11 protein-coding genes are annotated in these 18,290 nt (G+C 69.5%); 5 read left to right on the forward strand and 6 right to left on the reverse strand.

Annotated features, from left to right (window positions below):
- Positions 1-203 precede the first annotated feature (203 nt).
- From ABT137_RS14550 to ABT137_RS14575, 6 genes are all read right to left on the reverse strand, one after another.
- A complete protein-coding gene (locus tag ABT137_RS14550; protein ID WP_217547997.1) occupies positions 204-1,139 on the reverse strand; it encodes a JmjC domain-containing protein in 936 nt (311 codons plus the stop codon).
- Complete coding sequence (locus tag ABT137_RS14555) at positions 1,136-2,881, reverse strand: AMP-binding protein (RefSeq protein WP_351707776.1); 1,746 nt, start codon at positions 2,879-2,881, stop codon at positions 1,136-1,138. The genes ABT137_RS14550 and ABT137_RS14555 overlap by 4 nt, the downstream gene beginning before the upstream one ends.
- Positions 2,868-4,280: a class I adenylate-forming enzyme family protein gene (locus ABT137_RS14560; RefSeq protein WP_351707779.1), complete on the reverse strand. Its 1,413-nt coding sequence runs from the start codon at positions 4,278-4,280 to the stop codon at positions 2,868-2,870. The genes ABT137_RS14555 and ABT137_RS14560 overlap by 14 nt, the downstream gene beginning before the upstream one ends.
- A gap of 6 nt (positions 4,281-4,286) precedes the next feature.
- Positions 4,287-4,535 (reverse strand): acyl carrier protein, encoded by a 249-nt coding sequence (locus tag ABT137_RS14565; protein ID WP_075029626.1) that lies wholly within the window; start codon positions 4,533-4,535, stop codon positions 4,287-4,289.
- Positions 4,536-4,613: 78 nt separating this feature from the next.
- On the reverse strand, positions 4,614-5,942 hold the full coding sequence (locus ABT137_RS14570; protein WP_351707782.1) for a condensation domain-containing protein: 1,329 nt from the start codon (positions 5,940-5,942) through the stop codon (positions 4,614-4,616).
- Positions 5,930-8,125, reverse strand: coding sequence for a peptidase domain-containing ABC transporter (locus ABT137_RS14575; protein WP_351707785.1), 2,196 nt, complete (start codon positions 8,123-8,125; stop codon positions 5,930-5,932). The genes ABT137_RS14570 and ABT137_RS14575 overlap by 13 nt, the downstream gene beginning before the upstream one ends.
- Positions 8,126-9,110: 985 nt before the next feature.
- Between ABT137_RS14575 and ABT137_RS14580 the strand changes: the two genes are divergently transcribed.
- From ABT137_RS14580 to ABT137_RS14600, 5 genes are all read left to right on the forward strand, one after another.
- A complete protein-coding gene (locus ABT137_RS14580) occupies positions 9,111-12,143 on the forward strand; it encodes a glycine--tRNA ligase (protein WP_351708381.1) in 3,033 nt (1,010 codons plus the stop codon).
- 292 nt (positions 12,144-12,435) lie between these two features.
- Complete coding sequence (locus ABT137_RS14585) at positions 12,436-15,423, forward strand: AfsR/SARP family transcriptional regulator (protein ID WP_351707788.1); 2,988 nt, start codon at positions 12,436-12,438, stop codon at positions 15,421-15,423.
- 247 nt (positions 15,424-15,670) lie between these two features.
- Positions 15,671-16,021 (forward strand): hypothetical protein, encoded by a 351-nt coding sequence (locus ABT137_RS14590; RefSeq protein WP_075029623.1) that lies wholly within the window; start codon positions 15,671-15,673, stop codon positions 16,019-16,021.
- Between the two features lie 226 nt (positions 16,022-16,247).
- Positions 16,248-17,429 (forward strand): radical SAM protein, encoded by a 1,182-nt coding sequence (locus ABT137_RS14595; protein WP_351707791.1) that lies wholly within the window; start codon positions 16,248-16,250, stop codon positions 17,427-17,429.
- Positions 17,426-18,286, forward strand: coding sequence for a radical SAM protein (locus ABT137_RS14600; RefSeq protein WP_351707794.1), 861 nt, complete (start codon positions 17,426-17,428; stop codon positions 18,284-18,286). The genes ABT137_RS14595 and ABT137_RS14600 overlap by 4 nt, the downstream gene beginning before the upstream one ends.
- Positions 18,287-18,290 lie beyond the last annotated feature (4 nt).

Below are 18,290 nucleotides of genomic sequence, written 5' to 3' on the forward strand. Positions count from 1 at the left end.
GATCAGTGCGGAATCGATGAGTGCGGGCGCCGCCCGCACCCGGGTGCAGCGAGCGGAGCGGCACCGGGCGCCGGCGGACCGTCCGGTCCCCGGGCCGCTACGACGACGGGCCGGCCGGGGTCCTCGGACCGGTGCCCGGTGTCAGCACGGCTCCGGACGCCCGGTGGCGACCGGTGCGGCCTCCGGCGTCGGGGCGCGCGGGATCACCGCGGATCGGCGTATCCGGCGGCCAGGTCACCGAGCGAGACCGGTGCACCGGGATCGGGCAGGGCGGCAAGCCTGGTCCGCCTCGCGTGGTCCACCAGGTCCTGAGGGGTCAGACCGGCCAGTGCCTTGCTCACGTGCTCGAGCATGGCGGTGGCGGCGGCGAGGACGGCTTCGTCGTCCAGGGGACGCGCTTCGACGTTCATCGCCCTGGCCGTGAGCTTCTGGAGGCTGCGGAACAGATCGCCCTTGTGGACCTCACGGATCGTCAGTGACAGGTGCACGGACAGGCCGCCGCTGCCGACTGCCTCGTGGGCGAAGGCGCGTGGGATGTACAGGACGTCCCCGGCGTGCACGGTGGCGCGCAGCACCTCCGCCGGCTTCTCCCCTTCCACACTCCCCTCGCGCCATTCACCGTTCGCCGGTCCCTCGTAGACACGCCAGTCCTTGCTGCCGGCCAGCTGGAGAACGAGCACATCGGCGTCGTCGCGATGCAGTGGAGCTCCCTGGGCGCCGGGCGGGGTGACGAAGCAGAACGCCTCCACCGGCCGCTGGAGTTCGGCCGAGAGGCGGGCCAGCAGATCGCGGGTGGGGCGGTGCCACTGGTCGACCCGGTGCATGAGCAGGGTCGCGCCCTGCTCGATCAGTCCCCGTATCTTCTTCTGGTCGGCGAACCCCGGGTGGGAGACGCCTCGGACCGAACGTGCCGAGAAGTAGGTGTCGGTGGGCAGGGGACCCTCGGCGCCGGTCATCTCCAGGTAGGGCTCGTGCAGGAAGCCGCTGGCGAGGGCGTCGTCCACGTCGGCCGGCGTGAAGGGACTGACGAGGGAGCCGTCGGGAGTGAAGACACCGGGACGGCGGCGCCAGTGGTCGGCGGCGAAGGCCGCCGGGTCGCCGACCCACCGGGACAGTGTCGTGGAGTGCGCAATGGTCATGTCGTGCGTTCCTCTCTGTGCTCGGACGATGTGCGCCGGGGCACGTGGGGCCGGAGAACGGGCAGGTCGCCCCGCTCGAAGCGCTGTTTCGTCTCGGAGATCCGCACCTTGCCGCTGGTCGTCACGGGAAGGCCGCCGGCGGGCAGCAGGGCGACCTCGGAGACGTACAGGTCGAGGACCTGGGCGAGCCGGCGCCGTACCTGGGCGGCCACCTGCGCGGGGGACGGTGCGCCGGAGCCGCCGGTCACTTCCGACACCAGGCACAGGAGTTCGCCGGCCGCCTCGTCCTCGACGGTGAAGGCGGCGCACCGCCCCGGTCTGAGGCCCGGTACGGCGGCACAGGCCGCGGCGATGTCCGCCGGGTGGAAGTTGCGGCCGCGGTGCACGAGTACGTCGTCCGTCCGTCCGAGGACGAACAGCTGGCCGCCGTGGAGGAACCCGAGGTCCCTGGTGGGATGCCAACGGGATCGCCGGACCGGCTTGCGCCAGTAGCCGCTGAAGAGTTGCGGGCCCCGGATGTGGATCTCTCCCACGCGGTGCGGGTCCTGGCGGCCGTCGCCGATGCGTACCCGGGTTCCCGGCAGCGGGACGCCCGAGGAGAGCAGGGTGGTGGAGGGGGTTCCCCGCCCGGCGCGGACCGCGCGGCCCGCACGCAGTGCTTCGGTGCTGACGGCGAGGCGGAGCGGCGGGAGTTCGGGGGTGGTGGCGGTGACCGTGAGGGTCGCCTCCGCCATCCCGTACGAGGGACACAGGACCTCGGCCCGGAACCCCGCTGCCGCGAACCGGGCGGCGAACCGCTCGGCGGTGGCGGTGCGGACCACCTCACCCGCGCTGCGCGCGACCCGCCAGGCACGCAGGTCCAGGGTGGCCATCTCGTCGTCGGTGGTCTTGCGCGCGCACAGGTCGTACGCGAAGTCGGGAGCGCTGGACAGCGTGCCGCGGCAGACGGTGAGAGCGGAGAGCCATTCCGCCGGACGGCGGGCGAAGCGCTCGGTCGGCAGGAGCACGGACTCGTATCCGCTGAACAGCGGCCTGAGGATTCCGGTGATCAGACCCATGTCGTGGCTGAGCGGCACCCATGTCACGGCGACGTCGGCCGGGCTCTCGCGGTAGCAGACGGCCGCCTGGCGGCAACTCGACCGCAGGGCACGGTGGTCGATGACGACGCCCTTGGGAGAGCCGGTCGATCCGGAGGTGTACTGGAGAAAGGCGGGTGTTCGCGGGCTCACCCGTACGTCGGGCGCGCCGCCGCGCTCCGGCACGGCGGCGGCGACCGCCGGCAGCTCCTCCCAGGTGCGGATCCTGACCCGCGTGGCGGAGTCCTCCAGCGCGGGGCGCACCGTGTCCCGCCACGCTTCCGTGGTGATCACGAGAGCCGGGCAGCAGTCCCGAACGATGGCACGCAGTCGCTGCTCGAACGCCTCCGCGCGCATCGTGCGCGGGCCCGGGGCGGGAACCGCGACGAGTCCGGTGCCGATCACGGCCAGCAGGACGGCGGCGAACGTCTCGTCGTTCGGCAGCACCAGGACCACCCGTTGTCCGGGTTCGGCGTCCAGGCCCCGCAGCGCGCGGGCGACGGTGGCCACCAGCCGGTCCAGTTCCCCGAAGGTCGTACGGCGCCGGATCTCCCCTTCGTCCCAGCTGGTCAGGGCGATGGCTTCCGGCCGCTGCCGGGCGTGGTGCCGGAGCCATCCGGTGGCTGTGACGGAGTCGTGGGCCGGTCCTCCGCTACCGGGGGCCACGCGGAGCGCTCCGGGCCAGGACGCCGAGATCGGCCCGCCTCAGCTTGCCGCTGGGCGTACGGGGCAGGGAGCCCGAAACCGCGAGCACGACGCGCGGACGGGGCAGGTCCAGTTCTTCCGCCGTGGCCTCGATGGCGGGCACCGGGTCCTGGAAGTCGGCACCGTGACCGTGTTCCACGAAGCACACCGGTCGGTCGCCGGCGCCGTCGAGGGCGGCGGCGTCGGTGACTCCGGGCAGCAACCGGATGTCGTGCTCCAGTCGCGCCATCCGGATCTCCCGCGGGCTCTCGGCCCGGCCGAGGACGAACAGATGTCCCTCGTCGTCGAGATGGCCCACGTCCCCGGTCTTCAGCACGCCGGTGTCGGTCGGATCCCGGTCGGCCGCCCGCAGCCGGATGTCTATGTCCCCGGTCTCGCCCGCGGGCACGGGCCGGCCCTCCCGCGAGATCTCGACGCGGATCCCCGGCAGGGGCCGTCCGACGGATCCGGGCCTGGCCAGCCACTCCGCCGTGGTGATCTCGGTGATGACACCGTGGGACGTGCCGTAGTACTCGTGCAGGACCGGCCCGAACAGGTCGATGGCCGCGCGCTTGACCCCGGGTGGGCAGGCGGCTCCGCCGTGGAAGACGACCTGGAAGGGGTGGCTCGGTGCCGCGCCGGCCTCGACGAGGTCGGTCAGGCGGTCGGGGCTGAGCATGGCGCTGTCCGTACGGTGACGGTCCGCCAGTTCCGTGAAGGCGTCGCAGGACCAGCTTCGCTGGACGACGACCGTGCTGCCCGCCTGCAGCGCGTACAGGGCGGGGCCGAGAGTGCCCAAGTGGTAGGTGGGGTTGGCCATCAGGTGCGGGCCCCGGCCGACTCCGGCGCCGTAGCGTTCGACGACCGCGACCCCGCGGTACGGCCTGCGTGGACGTGTCCGCGCCACGGCCTGCGGCAGTCCGGTGGTACCGGAGGTGGCGAACACGAGGCGGCCCGCGGCCGGCGGCGTCGCGGGCGTGGCGGGGCCGTCCGTCCGGGCCGTCAGCTGCGTGTCGGTCACGACCGGGCAGGGCAGGGCGGGTCCGTCGGCCCAGGGCCCCGCACTGATGTGTACGGCGGTGGACACCGAAGCGAGCAGGGACGGTCCCATGGGGATCCCGAGCAGCTCACGGTCGATGGGGAAGAGACCGAAGCCGTGTCGCAGCGCGGCCAGGGCCAGCGCGAAGAAGGCCGGTCCGGTGGGAATGTCGGTCGACACGACCGCGCCGTCCGGGATCCGGTGGGCGCGCAGCCCCCGGGCCAGGGCGTCCGCGCGGCCGGTGAGATCGCCGTAGGTGCTCTGCTCGCCGTCGGCGATCACGGCCACGCGGTCCGGGTGGGTCCGCGCGGTGGCCCAGGGGTCCCAGAGATAAGGCTTCATGATTCCTCAGTGCTTGGCTGTCGACGAGGCGGGAGAGGGCTGCGCGAGCGCGGCGGCGAGTGCCGCGAGGTCGGGGAGGCTGACGACCAGTTCGACATCGACCTCGACGCCCAGGCTCTCCTCCAGACGGAGGCTCAGTTCGACCGCGGTGATGGAGTCGCCGCCGAGGGCGAAGAAATCGTCCTCGGGCACGACCGGCCTGCCGAACACCTCGCTCACGGCGGTCAGTACCTCGTCGATCGGCGTGTCGGACATGGCGCCTTCTCTGCTGGGGGGCGTGGGTCGGAATCGGGCACGGCGGGGAGGCGGACGGCCCTCACGGCTCCTGCCCGGTCATCCGGCGGGCACGGTGGCCGCCAGACCGGCGAGCATGTCGTCCAGGACCGACCGTGCCAGCCGGCGGTCGGCCCGGTGCCCGTCGTAGAGGAGGTCGACGCACAGGCGGTCGCGGAACTCGGTGCACCGGAGGTGAAGTGCGAAGGTGTCATGAAAGGTGATCCTGTGCAGCGGGTAGGCGTCAGCCGTGATCCGCAGACCGCCGATGTCGTCCGCCACCGCGGAGTTCCCTTCGAACCGGCGCAGGTTGACGTAGATGTCGCGGCTGACGGGTGCGCCGCCGGTCTCCTCCGCCTCCCGGGTCAGCGCGGTGAGGTCCGCGGCGTCGAGCCTCTGGTGCCGGAGCCCGTTGAGCAGTTGATCACGCACCTGGGTCCGCACGGAGAAGGCGTCGGCGCCGGCGTCGCGCAGGGTCAGCGGGCAGGAGCCGGCGAACATGCCCACCACGTCCATGTCCCGGGACGCACGCGAGTCCATCGAGGTCCACAGTCCCACTTCGGACATGCCGGTTCGAGTGGCCAGTGCGGTGACGAACAACCCGACCGCCGACTGCAGGACGGTGAAGCGGAACTCGGCGCACAGACCACGCAGCGCCGTGACCGTCGCGGCCGGCAGTTCCGCGCTCACCATGCCTCCTTCCGCGGTGTCGGCCTCGGCGGGGCCGGTCCGGGGCCAGGAAACACGGGTCATGAAGGCCAGGCGTTCCCGCCAGTTCGCCTGCGCCTGCTCGCGCAGCCGCTCGCTCGTCCGCTCCCGCTGCCGGACCGCCGCGTCGGCGAACGAGGGGGCGGTGTCCGGCGGGGACCCGCCGTCGCGCAGGGTCTGGTAGTCGCGCCAGACCTCATGCCCGAAGAGGTGATGGGCCCGGCCGTCGAAGACGAGGTTCTGGAAGGTGGCCAGCAGCGCGTGGTGGTTCTCGTCGTAGCGCAGCAGCCTGATGACGAACGGCCGTTGTGTGCCGTACGACCACGGGGTGACGCAGTCGCGGGACAGCAGGACCGAGGCGTAGTGGGAGAACTGTGCGGGCGAGGCGGCCTTCACCTGCACCCGTCGGACGACGTCCTCCTCGTCCTCGATGCCCCGGGTCCACTGCAACGGGTGCGGGCCCGGCACCGGATCCATCTGGAGGTGCAGGGCGTCGTGCCGGACCACGAAGGCGCGTACGGCCGCGGCGAGGGCGTCCGTGTCGAGGTCGCCCAGGATCTCGAACGCGAGCTGAGTGTTCTTGTGGGACCAGCCGTCGGAGAGGGTCTTGGTGTGGAACCACTCCTGCTCGTAGGTCAGGGGGAACGGGGTACGGACCTCTGGGTCCGTCAGGCGAGGCACAGGTACTCCGTTCCGCTCTCCTTGAGGACGGCGGGGGAACCCGCCTCGACGATGCGTCCGTCGCGCATGACGACGACCTGGTCCGCCTCGTCCATCACGGTCAGGCGGTGGGCTATGACGACGACGGTGATCCCCGCGTCCAGCAGCCCCCGCATGATGGATTCCTCGAGAGCCGGGTCGAGGGCGCTGGTCGCCTCGTCCAGGATGACCAGTTCGGGCTTCTTCGCCAGCGCCCGCGCCAGCACGATCCGCTGGCGCTGTCCGCCCGACAGCCCGTGGCCGCCGGGGGCGACGAGGGTGTTGTACCCCATGGGCATGGCTTCGATCTCCTCGTGGATGTGGGCCAGCCCGACCGCCGAGATCAGATCCTCCCTGCTGATGTCTTCACCGCCGAAGAGGATGTTGTCCCGGATGGTGCCGCCGAAGAGGTGCGCGTTCTGGTTGACGTAGCCGATGCGCCGCCGGTAGGTGGGCCGGTCGAGTTCGGCCAGGTCGGTGCCGTCGACGGTGAGGGTGCCGCCGGTGGGTGTGTACAGTCCGGCCAGCAGCATGCCGAGAGTGGACTTCCCGGAGCCCGAACGGCCGATGACGGCCATGAACTGCCCTGGTTCGAGTTCGAGACTGACGTCGACGAGGGTGGGCCGCGGAGCCCCCGGATAGCGGAAGCCGACCCCTTCGGCCTTGATCCGGCCGGGCCTGGCCACGCCGGTCTCGGCGAAGGCGCCCCGCGGTTCGGGGGCCGCTCGCAGGACGTCGTCGAGTTTGGCGAGGGTGGGCCGGACCGCGGCCAGCTGGGAGCCGGCGTCGAAGAGGCCCTCCAGCGGGATGAACAGGGCGATCGTCAGGGTCATGAAGCCCATGGCCTCGCCGAGCGAGTAGCGGTGGCTGAGGACCAGCCAGATCCCGGCGACCAGCACGATCAGCGGCGCGGCGAACTGCAGCGTGCGGCTGAGGGACGCGAACAGGGCGAGGTTGCGGCGGGCGTTCAGCCGCTTGTTGACCTCGTGGACCAGGGTGTGCGACCAGCGCTCCACCGCCCGGCCGTCCATGCCGGCGGCCTTGAGGGTGGTGATGCTCTCCAGCATCTCCACCAGTTCCTCCTGGGCCTTGGTCTGGCGTTCGAGGACCTCTTGGCTCAGTCCGGTCTGCCGGCGCCAGGTCAGCACGAGGATGCCGGTCTGCACGACGACCAGCACGGTGACGAGAAGCGACAGGAGCGGGTTCGCGACGGCGATGGCGATCAGATAGACGACGATGAGCAGGCTGTCGAAGACGGCCGAGACCGCGGTGAGGCTCAGGACCTGGACGAGCACGTTGCTGGTGCGGACCCGTAGCGCGAGATCACCGGAGTTGCGCACGGTGAAGAAGTCGTAGGGCAGGTCCGCCATATGCCCGACGATGCCCAGGGTGAGCCGTTTCTCGATGACGGCCTGGCGCCGGGTGACCAGAAACGACCGCGCCACGGACAGGGAGAAATAGAAGACGACCAGAGCGGCCAGGATGGCGCAGGCCGTCCACGCTCCGCCGGTGGACCGGTTGCCGAGGACGCGTTCGACGAGGAATCCGGCGGTGAGCGGCAGGGCGAGTTCGAAGGCCATGAGTCCGGCGGAGGAGGCGAGGATCAGCGCCAGTTCCCGGCCGCGCGGCAGAAACTGCCGCAGGCGGTGCCAGGGACCGCGGAGTTCTCTGCCGCGCAGGCGCCGGCGGGAGCCGGTTTCGAGCGGCTGCTCGAACTCCAGGGCCACGCCCGTGAAGGACTCGGCGACCGTCGCCATGGTGAGCCTGCGGCGTCCATGGACAGGGTCGACGACATCCACATGGTCTTTGCCGGCTCCTTCCAGGACGACGAAGTGGTTGAAGTTCCAGAACAGGATCGAACCGGGGGACAGCCGCGCCAGGGCTTCCGTGCCGGCGCGTACGCCGCGGCCCTTGACGCCGTATTCGCGGGCGATCTCCAGGAGGGTGCGGGCCGATGCGCCATTGCGTCCGGAACCCGCACGCGCGCGGATCTCGTCGAGGGACACGTCCACGCCGTGGTGGCGCAGCACGGTCACGAGAGCGGCGGGACCGCAGTCGCTGACCTGGGTCTGGAAGCAGACCTGCAGCCGCGCTCCGCGTGTGCGTCGCCCGAACCGCTCGCGGACCGCGGCGATCCGCTCGGCCGCTCCCCCGGGCCGGGTCACGGCAGGAGCGTGCCCGAAGACCGGTCCGAGGCCATCGCTCCTGCGATGGTGTTCGAGCGCCTCGGCGTTGAAACGCGAATCGCCAGGCATGAGTCCCTTCCCGTTGTGAGTCACTGGCCTGTCCGCCCGCGACAGAACGTCCGGACGTGAGCCGCCGGCCCGTCCGCCGAAGAAGCGCAGGCCCCTCCGGCGGACGGACCGCGGACCTCAGATCGTCAGATGACGCAGGTGAGGGAGACCCCGAACTGGCCGCCGACGATGTCGTCCAGCTCCTCTTCCGACAGGTCGGAAATGTCGATGTCGTCGAAGTTTTCCATGACTTCTCTCTTTCGCAGGGGCTTCTTCGCATCCGTGGATCGGATTCTGTAACCAGAGAACGGTGTCGAGCCACACCAAGAAATCACCGAAAAGCGATGCCCGGACGAAATCCACTACAGGCACCGAACCACCTGACGAGAGGAAGCACAGGGGATGTAATGCGTTCACTTCACGTCCGGATGACCGAACGACTGAACCGTAGAGAGCAACATTCGATCAGTCAAGCCTCGATTTCCCGTCCGCCGACACTATGAACTGAATAGGCTGGGCAGGAAGGGAAAGGTTCCGCATAAACGTCCACACTCATGGTCGCATGAAAATCGACTGGCAGAACGGCGGCCCGGAAAGACTAGTGGATTCCCTAGATCTTCGAGTTCCCCGCCCCGTTCGGGCGCCGGGCACGCGCACCTCCGGCCGCGGGACGCGGCCGGAGGTGACGGGGCCGTGGCGACGGCCGCCGACAGGTCTCGGCCACTCGGGGGAACGCCGGCCGGCCCGCTCGGCCGGTCGCAATTGGCCCGGACGTGGCACCCGTTGGCTCCCCGGCGATGCCGAGCGGAAACGCCCTGATTGGTAGACTCCCGCAGGCCATGGTCTCCTGCAGCCTCAGCCGGGAGATGCTCTGAGCATGTGCCGTATTCGTGGAGGAATGATCTCGGTGTTGACGATGCAAGAAGCACTGCTGGTGCTGAACAAGTACTGGACCGAACACGGGTGTCTGGTCGTTCAGCCCATGAACACCGAGGTGGGTGCGGGCACGCTCAACCCCGCTACGTTCCTGCGGGTCCAGGGACCGGAGCCGTGGCGTGTGGCATACGTGGAACCGAGCGTCCGGCCCGACGACTCACGTTACGGCGAGAACCCGAATCGGCTGCAGACCCACACGCAGTACCAGGTCATCCTCAAGCCCGAGCCCGGAAACGCGCAGGAGCTTTTCCTGGGCAGTCTGCAGGCACTGGGCATCGACACGGCCGCACATGACATTCGCTTCGTCGAGGACAACTGGGCGTCCCCGGCGCTGGGCGCCTGGGGGCTCGGCTGGGAAGTATGGCTCGATGGTCTGGAGATCACCCAGTTCACATACTTTCAGCAGGCAGGCGGCATCACCCTCGACCCGGTGTCCGTCGAGATCACCTACGGCATGGAACGCATCCTGATGGCGCTTCAGGGCGTCAATCACTTCAAGGACCTCAAGTACGCGCCGGGTGTCACCTACGGCGAGGCGTTCGGCCAGGCCGAGTACGAGATGAGCCGCTACTACCTCGACGAGGCCGACCTGGAGACCCAGCGGAGCCTTTTCGAGGCCTACGCGGGCGAGGCGCGCCGCATGCTCGACGCGCGTCTTCCCGTTCCCGCGTACTCCTTCGTCCTCAAGTGCTCGCACGCGTTCAACGTGCTCGACGCGCGGGGCGCCATCTCCACCACGGAGCGGGCACGTTCCTTCGCCCGGATGCGCGGGTTGGCCCACGAGGTCGCCGAGTTGTGGGTCGCACGGCGCGAGGAACTCGGTTTCCCTCTGGGCCGCGTGTCGAGCAGCGACTCCGCCCCGGCCGACACCGCGGTGAGCGAGGCTCCGGGCCGGGCGGCGGTCGCAGAACCCGTCGGGGCCGAGCAGGGCACGGTGACCCCGCCGGCCGAACCGGGGCCGGCCACCCTCGTGGTCGAGATCGGCGTGGAGGAGATGCCGCCGGCCGAGGTCACCCGGACCTCGCAGGCGGTGCGCACCGCGTTGACGGAGAAACTGGGCGCAACCCGGCTGGGACACGGTGAGATCAGGGTCGACGCCAGCCCCCGACGCGTGGTGGCCACCGTCCTCGGCGTGGAACCCCGCGAGGCCGACTACGAACAGACCGTGCGCGGGCCCCGGGTCTCGGCGGCGTTCGACGCGGAGGGAAACCCCACCAAGGCGGCCATCGGCTTCGCCAGGAGCAACGGCGCCGAACCGGCGGACCTCGGTCGCGTCACCGTCGGGGCCAACGAGCATGTCGCGCTCACCCGGCAGGTCGTCGGGCGCTCGGCCGAGGACGTCCTCTCCGCTCTCCTCTCGGAGGTCGTGACCGGACTTCGCTCCGAGAAGAACATGCGGTGGAACGCTCCGCGGCTCTCCTTCACCCGTCCGATCCGCTGGATCATGGCTCTGCTGGGAGAGCGGGTCGTCCCTTTCACGGTGTCCAGCCTGACGTCGGGACGTACGACGCAGGTTCACCGTGACGCGGTGCCTCCCACGGCGGAGGTGCCGACGGCCGACGGGTACCTGCCCTTTCTGAAGGAGCACGGAATCCTCGCGGACGCCGCGGAGCGGCGGCGCCTCGTGGTGGACGGCGCGGCGCGACTCGCCGAGGCCGTGGGCGGACACATCCAGACGGAGCAGTACGGCGCGCTGATCGACGAGATCACCAACCTGGTCGAGTCCCCCACCCCGATCCTCGGGAACTTCGACCCGAAGTACCTCACGCTGCCCGCGGACATCCTCGTCACCGTCATGCGCAAGCACCAGCGCTACCTTCCCGTGGTGGATGCCGACGGCAGCATGCTGCCCCACTTCGTCGCGGTGGCCAACGGAACGTGCGACCACGACGTCGTCCGCCACGGCAACGAGGCGGTGCTGCGCGCCCGGTACGAGGACGCCTCCTTCTTCTGGAAGGCGGATCTGGAGACCCCGCTGAGCGAGATGAGAGAGAAGACGCACCTCCTCACGTTCGAGGAGCGTCTCGGCTCCATGGCGGACCGCGCCGACCGCATCTCGGCCATCGCCCGCCGGCTGGCGAAGGTCATCGGCCTGTCCGGCACGGACCACGACGTCCTGGAACGGGCCGCGGCCCTGACCAAGTTCGACCTCGGCTCCCAGATGGTCACCGAACTGTCCAGCCTCGCGGGCATCATGGCGCGCGAATACGCCGTGCGCGCGGGCGAGAGCCAGGCGGTGGCGCAGGCCCTCTACGAGAACGAACTGCCGCGTTTCGCCGGCGACGCGTTGCCCGAAACCCTGCCGGGGGCCCTGCTGGCCCTGGCGGACCGGCTCGATCTGCTGGTCGGACTCTTCGCGATCGGGGCCGAACCCACGGGCAGCTCGGACGCGTTCGGGCTGCGCCGCTCCGCGCTGGGCGTGGTCAACATCCTCCTCAGCAGGAGCGACCTGGCCGCGATCAGGCTCGGCCAGGCGCTGGCCGTCGCGGCGGAGCACCAGGCCGTCACGGTCGAGCAGAAGCATCTGGAGGACGCGGCCCAGTTCGTGCTGCGCCGCTTCGAGCAGCAGCTGATCGAGCTGGGGCACTCCACCACCGACGTCCGCGCGGTGCTGGTGCGCGGCGACTCGCCGCGGCTGGCCACGCGGACCCTGGAGGAGCTGGAAGGCCTGCAGGGTGACGACCGGTTCGCCACCGTTCTCGCGGCGTTCCAGCGGGTACGGCGCATCGTGCCGGCCGGGCTGGAGGCGGTGTACGACCCGGAGCAGCTCCATGAGCCCGCCGAGCAGGCTCTGCACGCCGCCCTGATCAAGTGCCGGCAGGTCCTCGACGGGGAGACCTCGCTCGTCCGCTTCAACGCGGAGACGGGCGAGCTGGTCGACGCGGTGAACATCTTCTTCGACAACATCCTGGTGATGTCCGAGGACCCCGCAGTCCGGGCCAACAGGCTGGGCCTGCTCGCCGGAGTGCGCGACCTCGCGGAGGGCATCGTCGACTGGGAGTCACTGGTCTGAGAGGTCCGGCCGACCACTGACGGTTCATGAGCGGGTGCCCGTACGGGCACCCGCTCATGCGTTCCCCGGAGCCGGTCTCCCCTGCCCCGCAATCCCCCCGGCCTCACGTTGTATACACACTTTCGAGGATGAACCGACCCGATTGATAGGCTGTTGACAGCCGACGGCGGTCGGCTGGCCACTTCAGCGCACAGGTGATCGATCCAAGCGTGAGCCGATCCCCACGGTGAGTTCGTGACCATGGTGGTGACGACGGCGTTCGGAGTGGTCGGGCAAGGAGGGCCTTGGCGAGGTGACGGAAGAACTGCTCTTCGCCGTTCTCGGGGCGGTTCGTGCATACCGGGGCGACGCGGAACTGCACCTCGGTCCACCCCAGCTCCGGGCCATGCTGGCGGTCCTGCTCCTGCGACCGGGGCACACCGCGTCAAAGACACAGCTGGTGGACGCGTTGTGGGGTCCCACGCCCCCCAGCAAGGCCACCACCACGATCCGCACCTACGCCTGGCAGTTGCGCAGACTCCTGGAACCGGACCGCTCCACGCCGAGCGTGCTCGTGTCGGTCGGCGACGGCTACCGCCTGGTCGTCCCCCCGTCCTCGCTCGACGTGGGGCAGGCCGAAACGCTCACTCGCGAGGCGGCGCAGGCACGTGCCTCGGGCCGGCTGGAGGAGGCGAGCGACAGGCTGGTCCGCGCACTCGACCTGTGGCAGGGAGAGACTCTGGCCGGAGTGCCCGGCCCCTTCGCCATGAGGCAGCGTGACCGGCTCGAGGAATTACGCATCGCTCTGCTGGAGGAACGTTTCGACGTCGACCTGGCCCTCGGCCGCCATCGCCAGGTCATTCCCGACCTGGCGGACCTCACGGCCATACACCCCCTGCGCGAGCGTCCGTACGGCCTGTTGATGCGCGCGCTCTACGGGGCGGGCAGACAGGCCGACGCGCTCGCGGTGTTCAGCGGTGTCAGGAAGCTGCTGCTGGAGGAGCAGGGCATCGATCCCGGGCCTGAGCTGACCGCCGTCTACCGGCAGGTCCTGGAGAACGATCCGGCCCTCTCCATAGCGGCCGTCGAGGAACCCGCGGTGCCCGACGAACCGAAGCCGGCCGAGCCCCTCCCCGCGGCCGCCCGGGACCGGGAACCGCTGCCCGTTCCGGCACAGCTTCCGCCGCCGCTTCCCGACTTCGCCGGCCGCACCGACGCCGTCAGCGACATGCACACCCTGCTGACGACGCCCGGACGGCGAGCACCGACCGTCGTGGCGATAGCCGGGATGGGCGGCAGCGGGAAGACCTCACTGGCCCTGTTCACGGCCCACGGCGTACGGCACGCCTACCCGGACGGGCAGCTCTACGCCGATCTGCGTGGAGCGGACGACAACCCCGCCGAGCCCGCCGGCGTCCTGACGGGGTTCCTGCTGTCGCTGGGCGTCGCCGCCGAGGCCGTACCAGAGACCCTCGAAGACCGTTGCAAACTCTTCCGTTCGATGCTGAACGGCCACAGGGTGCTGATCGTCCTGGACAACGCACGTGACGCGTCGCAGGTCCTGGACCTGATGCCCGGATCGGTCGGCTGCGGAGTCATCATCACCGGCAGGTCCCGTCTCTTCGGTCTGCCGGTCACCAAACAGCTCAGCATAGACACCTTCAGGCCCGAGGAGGCCCTGTCGCTGCTCGGCGCGGTCATCGGGCACGAACGGCTCGACGCGGAACGGGAACAGGCGCTCGAACTGCTCCGGCTGTGCGGATTCCTGCCGCTGGCCATCCGGATCGTGGCCACCAGGCTGGCGTCCCGGCCGCGGTGGGCCATCGCGACACTGACCGCCCGGCTCGCCAACGAGCAGCGACGCATCGAGGAACTGCGCGTGGGTGACGTGTCGATCCACGCGGTCTTCGAACTCGGCTACCGGCAACTGCCGCCCGAGCAGGCCCGCGCCTTCCGGCTGCTCGCCGTCCCGGGGTCCCTGGACTTCGGTCTGCCGGTGGCCACGGCCGCACTCGCGACGGACGAGGAGACGGCGGAGGAGCTGCTGGAAGCCCTGGTGGACGCCGCCATGCTGGAGTCCCCCGAACCGGGCCGCTACCGCTACCACGACCTGCTCCGCGCCTTCGCCCAGTGCGCGGAGCCGGAACACCAGAACGACACCCGGCAGGCCTTCGGCAGACTGCTCGACTACCTGCTGGCCACCGCGTGCAACGCCTTCGCGCAGGCCGTGCCCGGAGACCCGGTGGCGAACTCCCTCGGCCCGCTGCGGTCCCAGGGGCTGCACTTCGGCGACGTCCACACGGCGCGTTCCTGGATCACCGGCGAGATCGGACTGGTGACGGCGGCCGCGCTGCACACCGTCGGACGGCGGACGGAGCCCTACGACGGCCAGTTGCGGACCGCCGTCGACCTGCTCATCGCGGTCAGCCCCTTCTGCGCCGACGTCCGGTTCGAGGGGCTGCGGTCCGCCGCACTGGAGCTCGCGCGGGAGGCCGAGCTAAGGGGCGACCAACGGGTTCTGGGCCGGGCACAGTTGCTGTGCTGCAGCATCGCCCTGCAGGCCGCCCGCCCGTCCGACACCGAGGAGCACGCGCGCCTGGCCGTCACGGCGTCGAGGAACACGAAGGACACGGTCATCCTCCGGCAGGCGCTCAACAACCTCGGTGTGGCGGTCATGTTTCTGCATCGATACGACGAGGCGGTGGAGTGCTTCGACGAGGCGATCGCACTCGCCCGTGTCCTCGGCCACAGGTCCGGCGAGGCGGCGACCACCATCAACGCGGCGCTCGCCCGCGTGCGCAGCGGCCGGGCCGCCGAGGCGATCCCGGCCTGCGAGACGACGCTGGTGACCCTGCGTTCCATGGGCGACCTTCCGGGGATCGCCTACGCGTTGTACGTGCTGGCTCTGGCACTGCACGAACACGGGCGGTTCGACGACGCCATCGCCCGCTACACCGAGTGCCTCGCGGTCTGCCGGTCCGCCGGCATCCGGGGGCGTGAGGCCCACGCCCTGTACCGGCTCGCCGAAACCCTCCGCAGGACAGGGCGGTACGACGAGGCGGTGCGGTACGCCACCGAGGCCGTGGCCCGGTGCGAACAGATCGGAGCCGTACGGGACCACGCCTACGCGTTGATGGTCCTGGGCCGGGCCGAGGCCGATCGCGGCGGCATCGACACCGCCCGTGTCCAGCTCGGCAAGGCGCACGAACTCTTCACCGGTCTCGGCCTGCCCGATGCCAACGATGTCAGCCGGATCCTCGATCATCTGCCGGGCGGCTCCGCACCGACGGACGCACCGTGACGGTACCGGTCGCCGACCCATATCGGCACATCGCGTCACGTCACTAAAATCCCCCTCGCGATGGAGCGGGAATACCGAAAAGTCGAGGCGCACGTCGAATATACCAGGGATGGACCACGTATATTCCCCGGCGTGCGAGAGTGAGCGCCAGCGGTCACAATATGCGCACAAAAAGCCGTGGAGCAATCAGTAATTCAGCTCCGGGGCAGCGCGGACCGCATTCGGCCCTTTCTTAGGAGGCGTTTGAATGCCCAAACCTCGCGAACAGAAGGACAACCACCTCATCTACGCCGACGCCGTGGGGTCGCGCGGTAAGTCGGGCGTGTGGTTCGGCGAGCGCGAAGACTTCAAGGCCAAGCAGGTCAGCGTGATGGACGCCGTCAAGGAGCGGATCGAGTGGGTGCCGGTCGAGGACGCCGTCATGGCGATCAGCCTTGACCCGCCCGGCATCGTTCTCATGGCGCCCAACCCGTCGCTGCCCGGCATCATCGTCCTCGCCGACGGTGCGACGTCCGAGAACACCGAGCATCTCAAGAAGCACTACACCGAGATCGTTCAGGGTGTCCTGAAGGACGCGAACATCGCGCAAGAAGACTGATCGATCCATCCCGCTGCGGTGTCATCGGCAAGCGACGGTGGCACCGCAGCGGGCTTCTCGCTGTGCGGTTCGTTCCGACGCATGGCTGGTTCCGTTTCTTTAGGAGTTCACCGTGACGAACGATGCCGATCGACTCTGGAACAAGTATTTGCTTGTCGCTCAGGGGGCGGAGGGTATTGTTTTTGATCCCGTCTCCCTGGGGAGCGCGAGTCTCACCGCCGATGAGATGAAGCGGATCCGCGACGACGAGCCCCAGATCCTGGCGGAGATGAAACAGCTGGGCTTCACTTCCGAGCCGCCGGCCGCACCTCAGCGTGATCTCATCTTCGACCGGCTCAACGGGCTGGGAATGACCGGAAAGCCGCCGCGGATCAGCGGATACCGCATCGTGGTGACCGACCGCTGCAACATGACCTGCACGTACTGCTTCGTGGACACCAACACGGGCGCCGACGACATCACCATCCCCGACCTCCGCGAAGGGCTCGAGTACCTCTTCGAGCAGAACGCCGGCCAGGAGGAGGTCACCATTCAGTGGTTCGGCGGTGAGCCGACCACCCGGTTCGACCTCATGCAGTACGGAGACGAGTACGCTCTCGAACTCGCCGAGAAGCACGGCGTGGGGCGTGTGCAGTTCACCGTCGTCACCAACGGTGTCCTGATCAAGGACCCCATGATCGAGCACTTCAAGAAGTTCAAGTACGGCGTGGGCGTCTCCTTCGACGGGGCTCCGGACGACAACAAGGTCGAGCGGTTCCTGCTGTCGGGCAAGCCTGCGGACCAGCGGATCCACCGGAACATCCAGCGGCTGATCGATGCCGGGGTGCACGTGGGCTGCAACCTCACCCCCACGCCGATCAATGTGAGCAACCTGCCGGACACCGTCGAGTACGTGCTGTCTCTCGGCATCAACTTCATCTACGTCAACACCCCCATTCCGATCTCCGGCCGCTGGCACGTCGAAGGCGAGGCGCTGTGCCGCGCGGTGTTCCGTTCGCGGCTTCTGGCGCTGTCCCGCGGTGCCATGCTGTTCTCCTCGCTCGACCGCATCTATCAGGCCCTGGACACCCGCCTGCCGAAGATGTACGAGCACATCCAGCAGGACGGCGGCCTGAACGCGGCTCTGCTGTCCCGCGGGCGCATCTCCATCCTCGACCTGAACTGGCGCGACGACTCGTTCGTCTTCCCGATCAGTCAGCTTCGGGAGCAGCCTGAGCTGCTGGCGGGAGCCGCCAAGAACCTCCTGCCGGCGAAGCAGTGCGGAGAGTGCCCCGCCGCCGCCGTCTGCGGTGGTCCGTCCCGCAACGACGTCTCGCTCCGGAACAACCCCGAGCCCGATCCGCAGATGTGCGACTTCTTCCAGTTGGGTCTCGAACTCGCCCTGACCGACCAGACGGGGTTGCAGTGACCGACAGCCTCGGAGCACTCCGCGGAGTGCTCGTCTCGACCGCCGACAACTGCGAAGTGAACTGCCGGTTCTGCTTCCGGGCCGATGTCGGACGCGACGTCCTGAGCCTCAACACCTACGCCCGGGCACTGTCGCGGCTCCACGAACTCGGCGTTGACGAGCTGTGCTTGTCCGGCGGCGAGCCGACCGACCACCTGGAGTTCCGTCAACTCGTGCGCGTTGCGCTTCAGTTCGGCTTCCGCACCTCGGTGGTCACCGCCGCCAGGACCGGCCCGCGACTCGATGCCCTCGCCGGTGTCGCCGGCATGCTCAGTCACGTCACCGTCTCCGCCGACAGCCGTAGAGCGGACGAAATCGGCCGCACCGGCCGCACGATCTCCTCGACGCCGAAGGTCTTCGAGGCGTTGGGACACCGTCGGGCGAGCCTGCATGTCACCGCATACGAGCTGGACGAAGACGACCTGAAGGCCATCGTCTCGGTGGTCGAGACGGCCGATGTCCCGGTGGAGGTCAGCCCGCTGCTGCCGTCGCCGACGTTCCGTTTCGAGAATCCCCACCTCAAGCGCGACCTGGCGTTGATCGACACCTTCTTCGGCATGTCGGAGCAGCTGAGGACAGTGGTGTCGGACTACCACGAGTGGCTGCGCGGCCCGGTCGTCCGGTCCTGCCAGTCCGCGCGGCTGTACCTGTCCGCGGACGGCTTCCTGCGCCGCTGCCCCTACGACAGCTCTCAGCAGGTGTCGGTCTTCGCGACGCGGCAGGAGATCGGCGAGGCGCTCGAGCAGTCGTTCTGCGAACCACCGACCACCGGTCTGGCCTGCATGGCGATCTGCCGTTCGGAATCCCACGAAGGGTGAGTCG

This window comes from Streptomyces sp. NPDC001980 (genome assembly GCF_040296885.1).
Classification (GTDB): domain Bacteria; phylum Actinomycetota; class Actinomycetes; order Streptomycetales; family Streptomycetaceae; genus Streptomyces.

Excerpts from the sequence above, each read along its gene's own strand:
- ABT137_RS14550 (WP_217547997.1), bottom strand. The coding sequence starts at position 1,139 with ATGACCATTGCGCACTCCACGACACTGTCCCGGTGGGTCGGCGACCCG.
- ABT137_RS14560 (WP_351707779.1), bottom strand. The coding sequence starts at position 4,280 with ATGAAGCCTTATCTCTGGGACCCCTGGGCCACCGCGCGGACCCACCCG.
- ABT137_RS14565 (WP_075029626.1), bottom strand. The coding sequence starts at position 4,535 with ATGTCCGACACGCCGATCGACGAGGTACTGACCGCCGTGAGCGAGGTG.
- ABT137_RS14580 (WP_351708381.1), top strand. The coding sequence starts at position 9,111 with ATGCAAGAAGCACTGCTGGTGCTGAACAAGTACTGGACCGAACACGGG.
- ABT137_RS14590 (WP_075029623.1), top strand. The coding sequence starts at position 15,671 with ATGCCCAAACCTCGCGAACAGAAGGACAACCACCTCATCTACGCCGAC.
- ABT137_RS14595 (WP_351707791.1), top strand. The coding sequence starts at position 16,248 with ATGAAGCGGATCCGCGACGACGAGCCCCAGATCCTGGCGGAGATGAAA.